Origin of the sequence: Mycobacterium sp. IS-1590 (assembly GCF_001500025.1) — a bacterium.
In the GTDB taxonomy this organism is placed as follows: domain Bacteria; phylum Actinomycetota; class Actinomycetes; order Mycobacteriales; family Mycobacteriaceae; genus Mycobacterium.
Genome location: NZ_LQIW01000023.1, coordinates 17,861 through 37,187, shown reverse-complemented (window position 1 = coordinate 37,187; position 19,327 = coordinate 17,861). Strand labels below are relative to the sequence as shown.

At 67.4% G+C, this 19,327-nt stretch carries 12 protein-coding genes; 2 read left to right on the top strand and 10 right to left on the bottom strand.

Going from position 1 to position 19,327, the window contains the following annotated elements; all coding sequences use genetic code 11:
• Positions 1 to 5: 5 nt before the first annotated feature.
• Both AU197_RS14850 and AU197_RS14845 read left to right on the top strand, forming a co-directional pair.
• Positions 6 to 1,472, top strand: coding sequence for a DHA2 family efflux MFS transporter permease subunit (locus AU197_RS14850; RefSeq protein ID WP_197415548.1), 1,467 nt, complete (start codon positions 6 to 8; stop codon positions 1,470 to 1,472).
• Entirely contained in the window at positions 1,469 to 2,221 is a 753-nt protein-coding gene (locus AU197_RS14845) for a dihydrofolate reductase family protein (protein WP_064403474.1), read from the top strand. Before AU197_RS14850 ends, AU197_RS14845 begins: the two co-directional genes overlap by 4 nt.
• Before the next feature lie 92 nt (positions 2,222 to 2,313).
• On the opposite strand, the gene AU197_RS14840 is transcribed toward AU197_RS14845, so the two are convergent.
• From AU197_RS14840 to AU197_RS14795, 10 genes are all read right to left on the bottom strand, one after another.
• On the bottom strand, positions 2,314 to 3,864 hold the full coding sequence (locus tag AU197_RS14840; RefSeq protein WP_156434446.1) for an acyl-CoA carboxylase subunit beta: 1,551 nt from the start codon (positions 3,862 to 3,864) through the stop codon (positions 2,314 to 2,316).
• Positions 3,865 to 3,881: 17 nt separating this feature from the next.
• Positions 3,882 to 9,311 (bottom strand): polyketide synthase Pks13, encoded by a 5,430-nt coding sequence (gene pks13 / locus AU197_RS14835; protein ID WP_197415565.1) that lies wholly within the window; start codon positions 9,309 to 9,311, stop codon positions 3,882 to 3,884.
• A gap of 49 nt (positions 9,312 to 9,360) precedes the next feature.
• Positions 9,361 to 11,250, bottom strand: coding sequence for a long-chain-fatty-acid--AMP ligase FadD32 (fadD32, locus tag AU197_RS14830; protein ID WP_064403471.1), 1,890 nt, complete (start codon positions 11,248 to 11,250; stop codon positions 9,361 to 9,363).
• Positions 11,251 to 11,419: 169 nt separating this feature from the next.
• Complete coding sequence (gene culp6 / locus AU197_RS14825; protein ID WP_064403470.1) at positions 11,420 to 12,424, bottom strand: carboxylesterase Culp6; 1,005 nt, start codon at positions 12,422 to 12,424, stop codon at positions 11,420 to 11,422.
• A gap of 18 nt (positions 12,425 to 12,442) precedes the next feature.
• The gene (locus AU197_RS14820; RefSeq protein ID WP_231744934.1) at positions 12,443 to 12,886 is read right to left on the bottom strand and encodes a DUF732 domain-containing protein; all 444 of its coding nucleotides are present in this window, start codon (positions 12,884 to 12,886) and stop codon (positions 12,443 to 12,445) included.
• Positions 12,887 to 12,955: 69 nt separating this feature from the next.
• Positions 12,956 to 13,843, bottom strand: a complete 888-nt coding sequence (locus AU197_RS14815) for an alpha/beta hydrolase-fold protein (protein WP_064403791.1) — start codon at positions 13,841 to 13,843, stop codon at positions 12,956 to 12,958.
• A gap of 223 nt (positions 13,844 to 14,066) precedes the next feature.
• Positions 14,067 to 15,116 carry an esterase family protein gene (locus AU197_RS14810; RefSeq protein WP_064403468.1) on the bottom strand — a complete coding sequence of 350 codons (1,050 nt, stop codon included), beginning with the start codon at positions 15,114 to 15,116 and terminating at the stop codon, positions 14,067 to 14,069.
• 120 nt (positions 15,117 to 15,236) lie between these two features.
• The gene (locus tag AU197_RS14805) at positions 15,237 to 16,235 is read right to left on the bottom strand and encodes an alpha/beta hydrolase (RefSeq protein WP_064403467.1); all 999 of its coding nucleotides are present in this window, start codon (positions 16,233 to 16,235) and stop codon (positions 15,237 to 15,239) included.
• Between the two features lie 69 nt (positions 16,236 to 16,304).
• Positions 16,305 to 18,380 carry a terminal beta-(1->2)-arabinofuranosyltransferase gene (gene aftB / locus AU197_RS14800; protein ID WP_064403466.1) on the bottom strand — a complete coding sequence of 692 codons (2,076 nt, stop codon included), beginning with the start codon at positions 18,378 to 18,380 and terminating at the stop codon, positions 16,305 to 16,307.
• Entirely contained in the window at positions 18,358 to 19,290 is a 933-nt protein-coding gene (locus AU197_RS14795) for a decaprenyl-phosphate phosphoribosyltransferase (RefSeq protein ID WP_064403465.1), read from the bottom strand. The genes aftB and AU197_RS14795 overlap by 23 nt, the downstream gene beginning before the upstream one ends.
• Positions 19,291 to 19,327 lie beyond the last annotated feature (37 nt).

The following is a 19,327-nucleotide window of genomic DNA, read 5'->3' as shown; positions in this document are numbered from 1 at the left end:
TCGCGGTGCCCACGCCGAACGCGCCGACCGAAAGGCCGTCGTTGCGCGCGGTGTGGGCCATGATGATCGGCTTTCTGCTGATCGTCGTCGACTCCACGATCGTCGCCGTCGCCAATCCGGTCATCAAAGAGGACTTCGCAGCGCACTACCACGCCGTCATCTGGGTGACCAGCGCCTACCTGCTGGTGTTCGCGGCCCTGCTGCCCGTGGGTGGCCGCCTCGGCGACCGCTTCGGCCCGAAGAGCTTGTACGTCGCCGGCCTTACGGCGTTCACGCTGGCGTCGCTGTGGTGCGGGGTGTCCGAGTCGATCGGGATGCTGATCGCCGGGCGGGCCGCCCAGGGCATTGGCGCGGCGCTGATGACACCACAGACGCTGTCCGCGGTCACCCGCATCTTCCCGCCCCATCACCGGGGCGTTCCCATGAGCCTCTGGGGTGCGACAGCGGCCGTCGGCCTCCTGATCGGTCCGGTGGCCGGCGGACTGCTGGTGGACACGTTGGGCTGGCGGTGGATCTTCCTTGTCAACATTCCGATCGGCGCCGCGGGACTTGTGCTGGCGCTTCGACTGATTCCCGCCCTGCCCGCGCGACCGCATCGACTCGACGCGCTCGGCGTGCTGCTGTCCGGGACCGGTATCTGCCTGATCGTCTTCGCCCTGCAGGAGGGCCGTCATCACGAGTGGGGGCCGACGACGTGGGTCGCGATCGCCGGCGGATGCGCATGCCTGGCGGTTTTCGTGGTGTGGCAGGCGATTCAGCGTTCAGAGCCGTTGGTTCCCTTAGACCTGTTCCGCCACCGCGACTTCGCCCTGTCGAATCTCGGCATCGCGCTGATCAGTTTCACGATCGTCGCGTTCGCCGTTCCGCTGATGTTCTATCTGCAAGACGTGCGCGGTATGTCGGCAACACACGCGGGCCTCGTGACGGCGCCGATGGCGGTCGCGACCGGTGTCGTGGCCCCGATCGTCGGAAGGCTCGTCGACCGCGTCGCGCCACGGTCCATCGTGTGTCCCGGCTTCACGCTGACGGCCGTCGCGTTGATCTGGCTCGCGCTGGAGATGAGCCAGTCGGCACCGATCTGGCGAATGACGTTGCCGCTCACGCTCATCGGTGCCGCGGGTGCGCTCACGTGGGAACCGTTGGCTGTCATCGCATCCAGGACGCTGCCCGACGATCTGGCCGGCGCGGGCTCGGCCGTCTTCAACACGATTCGACAGGTCGGGGCCGCGCTCGGCAGCGCGAGCATCGCCGCATTGTTGGCAGCCGTGGCCGACATCGAGTCCCATGATGCTGCAGAACCGGAGCCGGCGATGTCCGCAACCGCCGCCATCGAGGCGATGTCGCACTCGATGCTGTTGCCCGCGACGGCGGCGGGGATCGGGGCGATCGCCGCGTTCTTTTTCACTGGCCTTTCCCCGCGAGCCGTCCAGACCGTGAGCCACTCCGAGAGAAATGTGAGCACTGCGCCATGACCGCTGTCGCCGCGAGGCCACCGTCAACTCTGCACGAGGTGGAGACGCTCACCGATGACGCGCTGCGCGACCTGCTCGCCTACCCCGAAACCCCGACCGCTCCGAGGCTCCGGGCGAATTTCATCGCCAGCATCGACGGCGCCGTGACGCTCGACGGCGCCGGCCGCAAGCTGGGTACGCCGACCGACCGACGGGTCTTCGCCCGGTTGCGTGAAGTCGCCGACGTGATCCTGGTGGGTGCGACCACCGCGGCGTCCAAACCGTATGCCGATCTCCGTGTCGATGCGGACTCGCTGGGGTGGCGGCTCGCCCACGGGCTGGCGTCGGTATTGCGGTTGGTCGTCGTCTCCAGTCGAGGCGTGATCCCGCCTCATCTGCTTACGGCGACGGTTCCGCCCATCGTGTTGGTCTCTGCGAGTGCCCCGAGTTCAGCGCGGCGAGCGCTGGAAGCGTCCGGGGCGATCGTGTGCGAGATGGCGGAGGGGCCAATCGACTCTGCCGCAATACGTCGCGCCCTTGGCGATCTGGGTCTGCACCGGGTGCTGGTGGAGGGCGGGCCGACGCTGTTCTCCCGCCTGATCGCAGACGACGAGATCGACGAGTTGTGCCTCACCACCAGCCCGATGATGGTGGCGGGTCCTGCGCGCCGGATCGCCGCCACACCGGCGCATGTCGAGCTCCGCATGCGGCGCAGCGACGTACTGCTCGGCGACGACGGCACCGTCATCGTCCGATGGGTTCGGCGCTGAGCGCACGCTCGCGCGGCGACGAACGTGCGCAAAACGTCGAAATCTCGCGGCGTGTCGTGTGCAGACACGCACGCTCGCGCAACAGAGGGGGACTAGATCGGGGTCAGGCCGTGCTTGCGCTGCACGCGGGTGATCTGCTTGTCCCGCAACAGGTTCAGCGATTTGCGCAGTAGCAGCCGCGTCTCGTGCGGCTGGATCACCGCGTCGATGAAGCCGCGCTCGGCGGCGATCCACGGCGTGGCCATGTTGAGGTTGTACCCCTCGATGAAGTCGGCGCGGATCTTCTGCACCTCCGGCGCCGTCGGATCCGGGAACCGCTTCACCAACAGCTGCGCCGCGCCCTCGGCGCCGATCACCGCGATGCGCGCGGTCGGCCACGCGAAGTTCAGATCCGCCGACAGCTGCTTGGACCCCATCACCGCATACGCGCCGCCGTAGGACTTGCGGATGGTGATGGTCACCTTCGGTACGTCGGCCTCGACCACGGCGTTCAGAAAGCGGCCACCGCGCTTGATGATGCCGCCCTTCTCCTGCTGGACGCCCGGCATGAAGCCCGGCGTATCGACGACGAAAACCAAAGGCAGATTGTAGGAGTCGCAGAACCGGATGAACCGGGCCGCCTTGTCGGAGGCCTCGTTGTCGATCGACCCGGACAAATGCATCGGCTGGTTGGCGACTACTCCGACCGGGCGGCCGTCGACCCGCGCGAACGCGGTGATGATCGCCGGACCCTGCTGCTCGGCCACATCGAACACGTCGCCGTCATCGAAGATCCGCAGCAGGATCTCGTGCATGTCGTAGGCCATGTTGTCGCTGTCCGGCACGATCGAGTCGAGCTCGTAGTCGTGCGGTGTGAGCTCGGGCTCCAGACCCGGGTTGACGATCGGCGGGTCGTCGAACGTGTTGGCGGGCAGGAACTCCAGGTAGTCGCGCACGTACTGGAACGCCGCGGCTTCGCTCTCCACCACCTGGTGGATGTTGCCGTAGCGGGCCTGGGCATCGGCGCCGCCGAGTTCGTCGAGCGAGACGTCCTCGCCGGTGACGTCCTTGATGACGTCCGGTCCAGTGACGAACATGTAGCCCTGGTCGCGGACGGCCACCACCAGATCGGTCTGAATCGGTGAATACACCGCTCCCCCAGCACATTTGCCGAGGATGATCGAGATCTCGGGGACCAGCCCGCGCAGCAGCTCGTGGCGGCGGCCGAGCTCGGCGTACCACGCCAGCGACGTCACGGCGTCCTGGATTCGCGCGCCGGCCGAGTCGTTGATGCCGATGATCGGGCAGCCGACCATGGCCACCCACTCCATCAGCTTGGCCACCTTGCGGCCGAAGATCTCGCCGACCGACCCCTGGAACACCGTCTGGTCGTGGCTGAACACGCCGACCGGCCTGCCGTTGATCCGGGCGTGACCGGTCACCACCCCGTCGCCGAACAACGCGTTCGGATCGCCGGGCGTCTTCGCCAGCGCGCCGATCTCCAGAAAGCTGCCCGGATCGACCAGGGCGTGGATTCGCGCGCGGGCGCTCGGGATGCCCTTCCTCTCCCGCTTGGCGACCGCCTTCTCTCCACCGGGCTCCTTGGCCTGCTCCAGCTTCTCGCGGAGTTCGGCGAGCAGCTCTGCGGTGGTCTTGGTTCGGATGGGAGTAGCTTCAGTGGTCACTTCGACGGCTTCTCCTCAGACTCGATCTGGCTGATCGCCTCACTCATGTGAGCTCCGACCTTCGCAATGTACGGCTCGTCGATCACCTGGATGTGCTCGCCCCCGATCGGGACGACCTCCAGCTCCGAGACGAACTCGCCCCAACCGCCGTCGGGCTTGCGGGTGGCGTAGCGCGGTTCGAAGTAGATCGCGTCGTCGTGGTAGCGGTCGGCCATGTAGAGCGTGACCTTGCCGTCGTACGGCTTGATCTCGGCGGTGTCGATGGCCCGCTGATCCAGGTACGACGTGCGCTGGTGCTCGATGATGCCACCGGGGATCTGCACCCCGCTCTGGCTCACCACGTCCAGCACGTATTTCACCTGCCCCTCGTCGTCGAGCGCCTCGAGTTCCTCGTAGGGGATCTCCGGGATCTCGACGTTGAACGTGCGCTCGGCGAAACGGGCGTAACGATCCCAGCGGGCGCGGGTCTCCTCCTTCGTCTGGGGGATCTCCTCACTCGGACGGACCGCGTCGATCAGACCGACGAACCGCACGTCGGCACCGGCCTGCTTGAGCCCGATCGCGCACGCGTAGGCGAGCACACCGCCCAGCGACCAGCCGGCCAGCATGAACGGGCGATCACCGTTGAGCTCCAACAGTTTCGGCACGTACTCGCGGGCGCGCTCCTCGATGGAGCCCTCGACGCGCTCGATACCGTACATCGGCGTGTCGGCGGGCAACCGCTTGAGCAGCGGCTCGTAGACCACCGTCGAGCCGCCCGCGGCGTGGAACACGAACACCGGGATCCGGTTCGAGCCCTCCGACGGGGCGCGCAGCGTCCGCACGAAGCCGTCGACCTTGCCGCCCTCGAGGTAATCGCGGACAGTCGTGGACAGCTCCTCGATGGTCTTCGCGGAGCGGACGTCGGCGGCGGTGATCGTGCCCTCGTCGACCCGCTCGGTCAGCCGCTCAGCGATCTTGGTCGCGGTCGCGTCATCGACATCGGGCAGGTCGTTGAAGATGCCGCCCGGCGACTTGCCGGTGACGATCGCCCATGTCGCGAACGTGACGCGTTCCGCGGCGTCGCGCGGCGGCACGTCGGAGCCCAGCGCCTCGGTGACCGCCTCCTGGGTGAGGATCTTGCTGGCGGCGGCCACCGTCGACTGTGAGGGTCCGCTCGGATCCGTCTGCGGCGCCGGGACCGCCGGGCCGCTCGGGTCCGTCGGCGGCGGTGGTATGTCGGCAGCCGGACCAGACGGGTCGGTCGGCGGCGCCGGAATGTCGGATTCCGTTGCGGTACCGGCACTGGTCACCTCGGAGGCGATGCCGGTCTTCTCGGCCAGCACCTGCTCGAGTTCGGCGACGGTGGTCGCACCGCCCATCAACTCGGCCTGTTCGGCCGCGATCTCCTCGGCGGTCTTGGTCTTCTGGTGCTCGGCGAGCTGGTCGACCTCGTCGCGGTGCTCGATCGCGTACTGGATCAGCTTCTCGACCGCATAGAGGTTGGCGTCACGCACCGCCGTCAGCTGGATCGGCGGCAGGTCGAAGTCGTACTCGACGCGGTTCTTGATCCGCACGGCCATCAACGAGTCCAGGCCGAGCTCGATCAGCGGCACCTCCCACGGCAGGTCCTCGGGCTCATAACCCATTGCCCCACCGACGATCGCGCCGAGGCGGTCGCGGATCGACTCACCGGAGTCCGGTGACCACTTCGCGAACCCCGCGGCCAGGCCCGCGCCGGCAGTCAGGTTGTCCTGCAGGATCTCCGCCGCGTCTTCCTCCGGCTCATCCGCAGGCGTCGCCGAAACCTGTTCGGCGACGGCCGCTCCGGTCGCCACCGCCACCGGCAGCGCTGCCGCGGTGCCGGTGCGGCTCACCACGGCGTCGTACACCAGCGTGAAGGACTCGTCGATGCGCGCGTGCACCTGCACGCTGGCGCCACCGGGATGGCGGGTCAGCGTCGTCACCAGCCGTGCCCCCTCGCCGGGCACCGCGCGCTGTTCGGAGGCGACCAGCTTGGCGTCCGGAATGACCTGCGTCGCAGCGGCTTTCACCAAGCCGGCCAGATCGGGCTCGCCCTTGGGCGCGTACTCCCAGACGTGCCTGCCGTCCGGGGTGGCGACGTGGTTGCCCGGCATCATCACCGAGCTGTCGCCGGTGAACCGCGCATCGAGCCAGTGCGGTTTGCGCTTGAAACGAGTCGGCGGGATGTTCGCGAAATCCAGCGCTCCGGCCAACCCCTTGGAGCGGCGGGGGAACAGCGTGCGGAAGTCCAGATCGTGACCGTGCACGAACAGCTGGGCCATCGCCGCGATCATCGAGTCGACCTCGTCCTGCTTGCGCGCCAGCGTCGCGATCAGTTGGGCGTCGTGCAGGCCTTTCGCCGCCGTCGTCAGCCCCACCTGCATGAGCGCCACGGGATTGGGCGCCAACTCCAGGAAGGTCGTGTGGCCGTTGTCGACGGCGTTGCCGATGCCGTGGGTGAAGTAGACGCTGTGCCGCAGCCCCTTCTTCCAGTAGTCGACGTCGTGGATGGTCTCACCGGGTCGGATGTAGCGGCCCTCGTGCACCGTCGAGAAGTAACCGATCTTGGTGGGATGCGGTTCGATGCCGACGAGTTCGGCAGCCAGCTCGCCGAGCAGCGGGTCCATCTGCGAGGTGTGGCTGGCGCCCTTGGTCTGCATCTTGCGGGCGAACTTGCCCTCTTGCTCGCAGCGCTCGATGATCGCGTCGACCTGATCGGGCGGGCCGCCGATGACGGTCTGCGTCGGCGCGGCGTACACACACACCTCGAGATCCTTGAAATCGGCGAAAACCGTGTCGATCTCGTCGGCCGAGTACTCGACGAGCGCCATCAACCGGATCCATTCGCCGAACAGCATGGCCTCGCCCTCACCCATGAGGTGAGCACGCGAACAGATGGCCCGAGTGGCGTCCTCAAGAGACAGGCCGCCCGCGAAGTACGCGGCGGCAGCCTCGCCGAGCGACTGGCCCACCACCGCAGCGGGTTTGGCGCCGTGGTGCTTGAGCAGCTCGCCGAGCGCGATCTGCAGGGCGAAGATCACCGTCTGGACGACCTCGATGGGGTACTCGCAGGTCTCGTTGGTGTAGTCGACTGCGTCATCGAGAATCAGCTCGAGGATCGAGTAGCCCCGCTCATCCTGGATGAGGGCGTCGACCTTGTTGATCCACTCTGCGAACACCTCGTTGCGCAGATACAGGTTCTTGCCCATCTTGCGGTGCTGCGCACCGAAACCCGCGAGCACCCACACCGGCCCGTTCGTCACCGGGCCGTCGGCGCTGAACACGCTCGGGTGCTGCTTGCCCTCGGCCACCGCGCGCAGGCCCTTGATGGCCTCGTCGTGATCGTGGGCCAGCACCACAGCGCGCGAACGTCCGTGGTTGCGCCGCGACAGCGCGCGACCGATCGACTCCAGCGACGATGCGCGCCCCTCCGGGCTGTCGATCCAATCGGCCAGCTCGGTGGCCGTGGCCCTCTTTCGTGACGTGAGGAAGCCTGAAACCGCCAGCGGCACAACCGGTGCCGGCTGCTCACCGGCCTCCAGTTCCTCGCGCGCGGCCTCGAGCAGCTGCAGCGCCTTGTCGGTCAGGCCAGGCAGTTCGGGCTCGTCGTGCTGCGCGTGCGCGGGCCGGTCCAGAGCGTCGTCGTCGTCATCGTCATCGTCATGGTCGACGAACTCGCCGTACTCGTCCATCCGCACCCCGCCGATGTAAACGGCGTTGGCGTCAGACGACTTGTCTTGCGCGGCTTCGGGCTCGGGCTCCGGTTCGGGTTCGACGAGGTCGGACGGCAGCACCTCGCGCAGCACGAGGTGGGCGTTGGCGCCGCCGAAACCGAACCCCGAGACGCCGGTGATCGCATAGCCGCTGTAGCGCGGCCAGTCAGTGACGGTGTCGGCGACCTTGAGGTGCACGCCGTCGAAGTCGATGTAGGGGTTGGGGCCGGTGTAGTTGATCGACGGCGGGATCTTGTCGTTGCGCAGGGCCAGCGTCATCTTCGCCAGGCTCGCCGCGCCGGCCGCCGATTCCAGGTGTCCCACATTGGATTTGATCGCGCCCAGCAGCGCGGGCTTGTCGGCCGCCCGACCCCTGCCGACGACGCGGCCGAGCGCGTCGGCCTCGATCGGGTCGCCGAGGATGGTGCCGGTGCCGTGCGCCTCGATGTAATCGACGAGGCGCGGATTGATGCCGGCGTCCTTGTACGCCTTGCGCAGCACCTCGGCCTGCGCATCCGGGTTCGGCGCGAGCAGACCGTTGGACCGGCCGTCGTGGTTGACCGCGCTGCCCGCGATCACGGCGAGGATCTCGTCACCGTCGCGGCGGGCATCCGAAACCCGCTTGAGCACGAGCATGCCGCCGCCTTCGGAACGGGCGTAACCGTCGGCGTCCTGCGAGAACGACTTGATGCGGCCGTCCGGCGCGAGGACCCCACCGACCTCGTCGAAGCCGACCGTCACCAACGGGGTGATCAACGCGTTGACGCCACCCACCACGGCGACGTCGGCCTCACCCGATCGCAGCGCCTGCACACCCTGGTGCGCGGCGACCAGCGAACTCGAGCAGGCGGTGTCGACGGCCACCGATGGGCCGCGGAAGTCGTAGAAGTACGAAACCCGGTTGGCGATGATCGAACTCGCCGTGCCGGTGATCGCGTACGGGTGCGCGATCGACGGGTCCGACATCGCCAGGAAGCTGTAGTCATTCAGCGAGCTGCCGATGTAGACACCGACGTTGCCGCCGCGCAGGCTCGACGCGGGGATGCGCGCGTTTTCCAGTGCTTCCCAGGTCAATTCGAGCGCCATCCGCTGCTGCGGATCGATGTTGTCGGCCTCCATCTTCGACAGCGCGAAGAACTCGGCGTCGAACCCCTTGATGTCGGAGAGGTAACCGCCGCGGGTGCGGGCCTTGGCCACGCGCTCGGCGATGCGGGGCTCGCCGAGGAACTCCTCCCAGCGGCCCTCGGGCAGATCGCTGATCGCGTCGCGGCCCTCGATGAGCGCCTGCCACGTCTCGTCGGGGGTGTTCATGTCGCCGGGGAAGCGGGTGGCCAGGCCCACAATCGCGATGTCCTCGACGTCGCGGGTGCGCGTCCAGTCCTCGTCGTCGCCGCCGGCGTCCTCGGGTTCGGGCTCGCCCTCGATGATCACCGTCGCCAGTGATTCGATGGTGGGGTGGCGGAAGGCCACGGTGGCGGTCAAGGTGACGCCGGTCAGGTCCTCGATGTCGCTGGCCATCGCGACGGCGTCGCGCGACGACAGCCCGAGTTCGACCATCGGCGCGCTCTCGCTGATGGAGTCGGGTGACTGGCCGGTGGCGTTGCCGATCCAATTGCGCAGCCACTCGCGCATCTCGTTGACCGTCATGTCCGTGCGTGGCGCAGTGAGCGGCTTCTCGGGCGCGAGCTGGATGTCGTCGCCGGACGGCATGTCGGGTTGCTGCGAGTCGTCTTGTGTATCAGCCATATTCGGGAGAGTCTTAGTCCGTCTCGTCGGGGAACGCGTTGGCGATCTTCCCGCTGCGCAGACTGCCGTCCAGGTAGGCCGAGCGGCACGCGCGGCGGCCGATCTTGCCGCTCGAGGTGCGTGGGATCGCGCCGGCGGGGGTCAGCAGCACGTCGCGCACGGTGACACCGTGGCGCACGGCGATCGCCGCGCGGATGTCGTCGGCGATGGGGCCCATGTCGAGCTTGTGGGCGCCGGGCGCGCGCTCGCCGACGATCACCAGTTGTTCGGAGGTGTCGTCGGGATCGCGCTTGAGTCCGGAGTGGGCGTTCTCGAACACCTCGTCGGGCAACTGGTTGGCGGGCACCGAGAACGCCGCGACGAACCCGGTGCGCAGCGCCTTGGTGGCCTCCTGCGCGGAGTACTCCAGGTCCTGCGGGTAGTGGTTGCGCCCGTCGATGATCACCAGATCCTTGACGCGTCCGGTGATGTAGAGCTCACCGTCGTAGTAGGCGCCGAGGTCGCCGGTGCGCACCCAGGTCGCGTCGTCGGTGGCACCTTCGGCGTGCGACGGGTTGGTCCGCGACTTGAGGATGTTCTGGAACGTCGCGATGGTCTCCTCGGGCTTGCCCCAGTACCCCGTGCCCATGTTCTGACCGCTGATCCAGACCTCGCCGATCTGTCCGTCGGGCAGCTCGGTGGCGGTGTCGTTGTCGACGATGACCGCCCATTCGGCGATGCCGATCTTGCCGGCGCCGGCCTGCGGCACGGCCTTGGGCGAATCCTCGGCCACGGGAACGAAGCGGTGGTTGTTGAGCTCGTCGCGGTCGACCAGGGTGATCGTCGGCTCGGCCTCCATCGGCGTGGTGGACACGAACAGCGTGGCCTCGGCCAGACCGTAGGAGGGCTTGATCGCCTTGGGCAGAAAACCGAACGGGCCGAAGGCCTCGTTGAACCGCCGCACGGTGGCCGCCGAGATCGGCTCACTGCCGTTGAGGATGCACTTGACGTTGGACAGGTCCAGTGGCGGCTCGCCGTCCTTGGGCACGCCGCGGGCCGCGGCATGGTCGAACGCGAAGTTCGGGGCCACCGAGATGGTTCCGCCGGTGTCGCCTTCTTTGCGGGCGAGTTCGCGGATCCAGCGGCCGGGGCGGCGCACGAAGGCTGCCGGGGTCATGAACGTTATGTAGTGGCCGAGCATCGGCGACAGCAACACCGTGATCAGGCCCATGTCGTGGAAGAACGGCAGCCAGGAGACGCCGCGGTCGCCCTCTTCGCCTTCCAGCGCCTCGATCACCTGCACCACGTTGGTGGCCAGGTTCAGGTGGGTGATCTGCACACCGGTCGGGATCCGCGTGGAGCCCGAGGTGTACTGCAGGTATGCGATGGTGTGCTCGTCGACGTCGACGGGTTCCCAGGTGGCGCCGACCTCGTTGGGCACCGCGTCGACGGCGATGACGCGCGGACGCTGGTTGGCCGGGCGGGTGCGGAAGAACTTGCGCACACCCTCGGCGGCGTCGGTGGTGGTCAGGATCGCCGACGGATGGCAGTCGTCGAGCACGGCGTGCAGGCGACCCACGTGCCCCGGTTCGTTCGGGTCGAACAGCGGCACCGCGATGCGGCCCGAGTACAGCGTGCCGAAGAACGCGACGAGGTAGTCGAGATTCTGCGGGCACAGGATCGCGACGCGGTCACCGGGCTGGGTGACCTGTTGCAGTCGAGCACCGACCGCGCGGTTGCGGGCCCCGAAGTCGGCCCAGTGCAGGTCGCGGGCGACTCCGTCGCGCTCGGTGGAGAAGTCCAGGAAGCGGTAGGCGAGCTTGTCTCCACGCACCTTCGCCCATCGTTCGACGTGTTTGACCAGGCTCCCGTTGTCGGGAAACTTGATCAGTCCGTCCTTGATGAACGGGTTATGGAACCCCATCGCACTCTCCTGTCAGCGGCACACGCTTCTCGATGCCGATTGCAATCAATTCTCAAGCCGGCCCCAAGCCCCGGAAAATCGTACCGGTCGGCTATTCGCTTACTGCTCTTAGTTTTTTCTTAATGTTAGGTGACGTGTTGTCGCCGTCCAAATCAGGTCTGGTCACAGGTCAGCCATGTTTCGGCTGCGGGGCGTTATCGATCAATTCCTGCGCCCAGCGCTGCGTCCACTGGGTGGCTGACAGCCCGTCGAGATTCCAGAACTGCGTGGTGGCATACATCGCGTGAATCGGTTGTCCCGCACCTCCGAGCAGGATGTCGATGGTCTTGGGGAGGTTCATGATGTTGAACGCCTCCGGCGGCGCCGAGCAGATCAGGTCGCCGGGAGCGCAGATCTCGTGGACGCGATCGTTGAGCATGCCGAACCCTCCGGGCCGGGGACCCGTCATGGCCAGGCCCATACCGTCGAGCATCGGCACATCGCGCAGCGTGATCTCTGCGCCCTGACCCGGCGGATTGGGGCCGACGTCGACGCCGACACCGGTCTGCCTGCGGCCGTCGGCGATCAACGTCACACCCAGCACCAGGTCCTCGTCGACGGGGCCGCGCCCGTTGCCGATATCGCTGGCGATGTCCCCGGCGATGACGGCGCCCTGGGAGAACCCGACGATCACGTAACTGGTCAGCGGGCAACGCTCGTTCATCTCCGTCATGGCCTTGACGGTCGCGTTGAAGCCCTCGGCGCGGCTGTCGTTGTAGGTCATCTGGCCGTCCTGCGAGAACGGGTTGTGGAACTGCGCCGTGTACGGGACGGTGAACACCTCGAGCCGGTCGTTCGCGAACTGCCCGCGGATCGGGTTGGTGACGCCCAGCAGCAGCGCGATCGGGAACTGAGTGGGGTTGAACGGGTCGAGTTTCGGTGAGGACTCCCAGGTACCCGGAACCGAGATCATCTGCACATCTGGGCAACTCGCGTCCTGGAACTCCGGCCGCGGCTTCTTGGTCGGGCTGATCCCGGTCGGAGGCACCGCCGTCGGCGGAACGCCGCTCGGACCCTCGGGCTTTCGCAGGATCACGACGACGATGATGATGAGCAGAATTACCACGAGCGCCATCGCGCCGGCCGCGACGAGCGCGAGGATACGGTGGCGTTTCCGCCGGTTGGTAGTGGCCATGTATCGGTTGGGCTCCTGCTAGCAGAGTCGGTCGGTTGCGATGCGAATGTAATCGGCGGTCGCCGCGTCGACGTTGACGGTCGGCGCCCTACCGGAGATGTGATCCATCGCATCGCCGCGCACCAGCGGATAGATCGAATCCCAGACCTTCTGGTCGTCGTGCTTGGCGGCACGGGCCTGGCACACGTAGGACCCGACGCGCAGAGCCAGCAGGTCGCTGGACGGCTTCACCCCGGCCGCGGTGAGAGCGTCGAGATAGCCCCGCTGCCGATCGGTCAGCACGAGCGTGTTGGAGTGCCCGGTGGCCGACGGCGGGGCCGTGGTCTCGGCGGGCCCGCCGTGCGCAGGCGCGGTCTCCGACGTCGGCAAACCCATGGCCGCCATGACCTCGGGGCCCGAACACCCGGTCAGCAACGCCGTCGCCGAAGCGATCAGCAGCGAACCTGCCGCAGTCGTCCGCACCGAGCGTTGCACTCCTCCAAGGTACCGGCTGCCGAGGTGCGGCCCCGGTTCTGAAGGGTGGGTCGTCGGCTAAGCGATCGTCGCCGCCAATTCGCCGCTCATGGCCGCGAGCTGACCGCTCCAGGAACCCCAGTCGTGGTTGCCGCTGGTCGGGAAATCGAAGTGACCGTTCTTGCCGCCGACCGAGCGGTAGTGCTGGTAGAACTCTCGATTGGTGCCCGACGCGATGTCGCAGTAGCCGATCATCGCGGCGGGATCGGTGCACCCCCCGACCGGACCACTCCAGACCCACAGCCGGGTGTTGTTGTCGGCCAGCAACTGGACATGGACGTTGGGCGAATGCCACTTCCACCGGCCCAGCTGTGGCAGTCCCCACATGTTCCGGGTCTCGACGCCGCCGAACTGCGCGAGCCCGGCGGTGATGGCACCGTCCACGCCGGTGCGCTCCGGGGTCAGGAAGCCGGACAGGGAGCCCGCGAAGCGGTAGCGGTCCGGGTGGAAGGTGGCCATCGCCATCGCGCCGTAGCCGCCCTGCGCCGCACCCACGATGCCGTGTCCCGACGGCGCCAGGCCCTTGTTGGCGGCCAACCAGTTCGGCAACTCGTCGGCGAGGAACGTCTCCCATTGGCGGCTGCCGTCGGCCTCCCAGTTCGTGTACATGCTCCACGCGCCGCCCGCGGGTGCGGCCACCGAGATGCCCTTACCCGCGAGGGTGTTCATCGCGTTGCCCGCGGTGACCCAGTTGCTGACGTCGGGTGCGGCGTTGAACGCGTCGAGCAGCACAACCGCGTGCGGGCCACCGCCCTGGAAGGCGACGGGAATGTCACGTCCCATCGCCGCCGACGGCACCATCAGCATCTCGACTTGCGCCTCGGCCTTCGGCGCGACGGCCGTACCCACGCTCCACAACCCGGCGGCCAGCGCCACTGTCAAGATCGCCCGGAAGATCGCCTGCATCGGCTCGCCCACCTCACATTGGTCTGCTGTCCCCGCGCGAGGTAGTCAATCACACACCGGCGCGGACGTGGTCGGAAAAGGCCCCGCGGACGCGAGGAGCGAAAAAGGCCGCCGCGGACGCGAGGAGCGAAAAAGGCCGCCGCGGACGCGAGGAGCGAAAAAGGTCAACGGCGGCGACCCCGCAGGATCGCCGCCGTCGACTATGAACCTATTGCCGTACCAGTCAGTTACCGGCGTCCGTCGTCGTGACCGAGGCCTCGGTCGCGATCGGGGTCGACGGCTGCGGCGTGGCGCCCAGCACGCGCTGGATGTCCGGCTTCATCTGCTGGAGCTGCTGACCCCAGTACGGCCAGTCGTGCGTGCCGCCCTGCGGGAAGTTGAACACGCCGTTCTTACCGCCGGCGGCCAGGTACTGCTCCTGGAACGTCTCGTTCGTGCGCAGCGTGAAGCTCTCCAGGAACTTCGCGTTGAAGTTGTCACCGGCGACGCGACCGTTGATCTCGGCCGGCTTGCCGTTACCGCAGAACACCCAGATGCGGGTGCCGTTGGCGACCAGCTTGTCGATGTTGACCATCGGGTCGTTGCGCTTCCACGCGGGATCGCTCGACGGGCCCCACATGTCCTCGGACTCGTAGCCGCCGGCGTCACCCATCGACAGACCGACCAGCATCGGCCACCAGCCCTCGGAGAGGTTCAAGAAGCCCGACAGCGAAGCGGCGTACTGGAACTGCTGCGGGTAGTAGATCGCCAGCGTCATCGCGGCCGATCCGGCCATGGACAGCCCGACTGCGGCATTGCGGTTCGGGTTCACGCCCTTGTTGGCCGCGAGGTACGCGGGCAGTTCCTGCGTCAGGAACGTCTCCCACTTGTAGGTCTGGCAACCTGCCTTGCCGCAGGCCGGTGCGTACCAGTCGCTGTAGAAGCTGGACTGGCCACCGACGGGCATGATCACCGCGAGGCCGGAGTCCAGGTACCACTCGAACGCCGCGGTCTCGATGTCCCAGCCGTTGAAGTCATCGCGTGCACGAAGACCGTCGAGCAGATACACGCCCGGCGCGTTCGGGCCGCCGTTCTGGAACTGAACCTTGATGTCGCGGCCCATCCCTGCGGACGGAACCATGAGGTACTCGACCGGCAGACCCGGACGAGAGAAAGCCCCCGCGGTGGCCGAGCCTCCGATGGCGCTGATCAAGCCGGGCAGCACGGCAGCGGCCATCGCCGCGCCTGCGAGCCGGCGGATCCAGGCACCCCGGATCTTGCCAACGAACTTCATGCTTCATCTATCCCATCTGTTGTATGCCGCACGCGGAACCGCCCCTGGGGCAAGCCGCGTAACCCGTGCAGTCAACCACACGTCGGCGTGATCTTCCCATTCGAGAGATGTCCACCCTGGTCACGCCGCTCCGCCGAGGAGTGTGGTGACCAGGTCTGGTTTCAGGGCTTGCAGTTGCGCACCCCAGTCCTGCCACGCGTGATATCCCTGGGCAGGGAATTCGAACGTGGCGTTGTTTCCTCCGGCCGTCAGGTAGGCCGTCTGGAAGTCTTTGTTGCTCTTCGCCGCCATCGATTCCAGGCTGTCGGCGTCGAAGGCCCTGTTCGGGTCGGTACCCGCGTCCGGGGGTGCGGATCTTGCTGGCGCACAGTGAATCCACAGGCGAGTGTTGCTGGCAGCCAACCGGCCGGCCTGCTGGATCGGGTCGTGGCGTTTCCATGCCGCATCCCACGGCGCACCCCACATGCTGTCGATGTTGTAACCCCCGGCGTCGAGCATGGCGACCCGGATCGCCTGCCGCATCGTGGGCTCCGACGGGTTCAGGAACCCCGAAAGCGACGCCACATAAGCGAACTGATGTTGATGGTGGGCCGACAGGATCAGCGCCGCACTGCCCGACGTCGACACCCCTACGACCGCGTTGCCGGTGGTGGAGACGTGCTTGTTGGCGGCCAGCCAGGCGGGAAGTTCGTCGGTGAGGAAGGTTTCCCACTTATAGGTGTAGGGCTGGCGGTTGAAACTCGACGGCGAGTACCAGTCGGCGTAGAAGCTGGCCTCTCCGCCCACCGGCATCACGGTGGCCACCCCGGATTCGAAAAACCACTCGAACGCCGCGGTTTCGATGTCCCAGCCGTTGTAGTCGTCGCGGGCCCGCATTCCGTCGAGGAGGTACACCGCCTTCTGCTCGCCCGAACCCGTTCCGGCAGGCTGGAATTGGACGCGCACGATGCGGCCCATCGCCGCGGAGTAGACGTCGAGGTACTCGACGGGAAGTCCCTCCCTGGAGAACGCACCTGCCGGGGGCGCCGGGAAAACCGCGGCGGCTCCGCTCGGCAGCGCCACGGCCGCGGCTGCCGTCGCCAGCGCGCGGCGAAGCCAGGTTCGCACAGGTCGGTCCATCCGTTCGTGTATCGGGCGCCGCGAAAAGAGCAGTTCGCGTCTGTCTATCGGCCCGCAGGGGTCGCGGCGTTACGGACCGGTGGCGGGCATCCCCGTATACGGCTCGGATACCGGTTCGGGCACGGGCAACCCGCAGCGAGCGAGCTCGTAGAGCGGCACGCGGTCGATCCGGTACTGCGTGAACTCGTAGGCGTGCACGAAGTTCGACAGGAATCGACGCAGGCTCATCGGGCCGCGCACCGAGTTCAGCATCGCGTCGGTCTCCGGACACTCCAGCGCCGCCTCGGCCTGTCTGATCCAGTCCTCGTCGATGTAACCCGGGATGAACGGGGGCTCTTTGAGAAAGGGCCCTTCGGCGATCGCCCAGTCGGGGAACAGGTTCTTGTCGTGGCCGATTCGGCCGTCCTCGAGGCGCTCGGTGTGGGCGGCCAACGGATTGGCGAGCCCGATCTGGTCGATGACCCGGACGTCGAGTCCGACGTTCATGCCCAGCATGCCGAGGTTGGTGAAGAAGACCGTGTGCGGGCCCCGGTAGTCCTCGGGCGCATCCGGCGGGGGCGGCAGCGCCGGCACCACGTCCCACTGGTCGTAGTTGCCCGACGGCAGCAACAGCGCACCGTCGGGCGTGTTCTCCAACGCCTCGAGCACCGCGCGCATCCGCGGATAGTCGAGGTAGTCCGCGGCGGTCAGCGGGTGCGCATGGCCGGTGGCCTGGGAATAGAACCGCCGCTCGTCCACGATGCCGGAGTACGTGACGCGGGTGGCGTCTCGACCCATTCCCGGCGAATTAGCCGCCCACAGCGCCCATCCCGCGACCGCCAGCCACAGCACGCTGGTGGCGCCGACGAACAGGTAGCCCGCACCACGCGCCATCCTGGTCTCGTCGGGAAGTACGACGGGGATCACCGCTATCGGCGCCAGCATGACGAACAGCGGTGTGAGAAGCACCCTGCCGTGCATGAAGTCCCCGCCCTGGCGGATCCAGTAGATGGCCTGCAGCAGGCCGCTGACGAGAAAGAAGATCACCACCGCGGCCGGGCTCTGCACCATTCGCGCCAGGCGTCCGGAGCCCGGAGCGATCGCGCCGCGGTTCGGTCGGGGACGGCCGCGGATGACCCAGACCACCGCGGCGAGCCCGGCGAGCAGGATCGCCGGCGCCCACAGCAGGTAGGGCTGATTGAAGTTCGCCAGGTAGACGAAGCCCTGCGACCATTTGGCCCCGCTCGCGTCCTTGGCCACCGCAGTACCCGGAACCACCAGGCCGTAGTAGCCCATCCGGAAGATCTGGTAGGCCACCGGAAGCAGACCGCCCGCGACGATGATCACCGCGCGCCGGCGCCAGTCGCGTGCCGCGATCAGCATCATCACCAGGGCGAACCCGCCGATCAACGCGAGCTCGGGCCGGACCAGCACGCTCAGGCCCGCAACGAAAGCCAGTGCAATGTCGAAGGTTCGACTGGCCGGGCGCGACGCCAGGGTTCCGAGCGGTTGCCTGCGGATTGTCGGTGCGCCTGCGCGCAGGGCGGGGGCCGCAGCCGAGCGGTGGCCACGCGGCTGCTGCGACCAGCACACCATCATCCACCACAGCAGGCCCAGATACGCCAGCACCAACCCGTTTTCGAGACCGGAGGTGGCGAAGTCGCGCGCCGGCGGGAGCGCGATGTAGACCAGCACGCCCGCAGGCAGCATCAGCGCGCGCCTGCCTTGCAGGCTCGGTGCGTACAACCGTCCGGTGCCCAGCATCACCAACGCCACACCCGCAAGGCTGAGGGCCAGCGCCAGGACCAGCACGACGTACTCCAGCCGCACGGAGCCGCCCACCAGCGCGCCGAGGTACACCAGGTAGGTCCACACCGTGGAGGTGTTGGCCTCGACGCGCTCACCGGCGTTGAACACCGGACCGTTGCCTGCCAACAGGTTTCGGACGGTGCGCAGCACGATCAGGCCGTCGTCGGCGATCCAGCGGCGCTGCCATGCGCCCCAGCCGAACAGCACCACGACCACCAGCACGCTGAGCCACAGGCTGATCCGGACCGTGTTGTCGTAGCGGAACGCGGGCCAGCGGGCGAGGCTGCGTTCGATCTCACCGACCCATCCGCCCGGGACCGGCGGGCGGAGGGTCTCAGCTGAGGAAGACGGCGGCACCGATGGTCCCGATCCACGCCAGCAGCAACAGCTGCAGAACCCGGTCTTTGAGCGCGATCTCCTCGGGCTCCCCGGCCAATCCGCCGTCGACGTCGACCGCGTACCGAAGGATTGCGATGGTGATCGGAATGATCGTGACCGCATACCACGATGCGGTGGAGCCGTCGCGTTCGAACGCCCACAGGCCGTAACAGAGCACCATCGCCGTGGCCGACAACGTCCACACGAAGCGCAGATACGACGCCGTGTAGCTCTCGAGAGACTTACGGATCTTGGCGCCGGTGCGTTCGGCGAGCTGCAGCTCGGCATACCGCTTGCCGGCCACCATGAACAGCGAGCCGAACGTCATCACGAGCAGGAACCATTGCGACAGCGGAATACCCGCGGCTGCGCCGCCGGCGATGGCCCGGATCAGGTACGCCGACGACACGATGCAGATGTCGAGCACCGCCTGGTGCTTGAGGCCGAAGCAGTACGCCAACTGCATCGCGATGTACACCGCGATGACCACCGTCAGGTTCAGCGAGGCGAGCACCGAAATGCCGAGCGCGGCAGCCGCCAACACCACAGATGCGGTGTAGGCCAACCATTCCGGGACCACACCAGCCGCGATCGGCCGGAACCGCTTCGTGGGATGCTGGCGGTCGGCCTCCACGTCGCGGGCATCGTTGACCAGATAGATCGACGAGGCCGCCAACGAGAACGTCACGAACGCGATGAGGATGTTGACCGCGACGCCGCCGTAGTCGTATTCGACGTCCCCGCCGAGGGAGGCGATCGGCGCGGCCAGCACGAGCAGGTTCTTCACCCACTGCCGCGGCCGAATCGCCTTGATCAGACCCGTCGCGACATTGCGCGGCGGACCCTTCTGGGTTGCCGGTTGCTCACCCGGTGCTCGTTTTTCGCTCATCGGCCGTACGCTCTCTGCGCTGCTGTCACTTGAGATG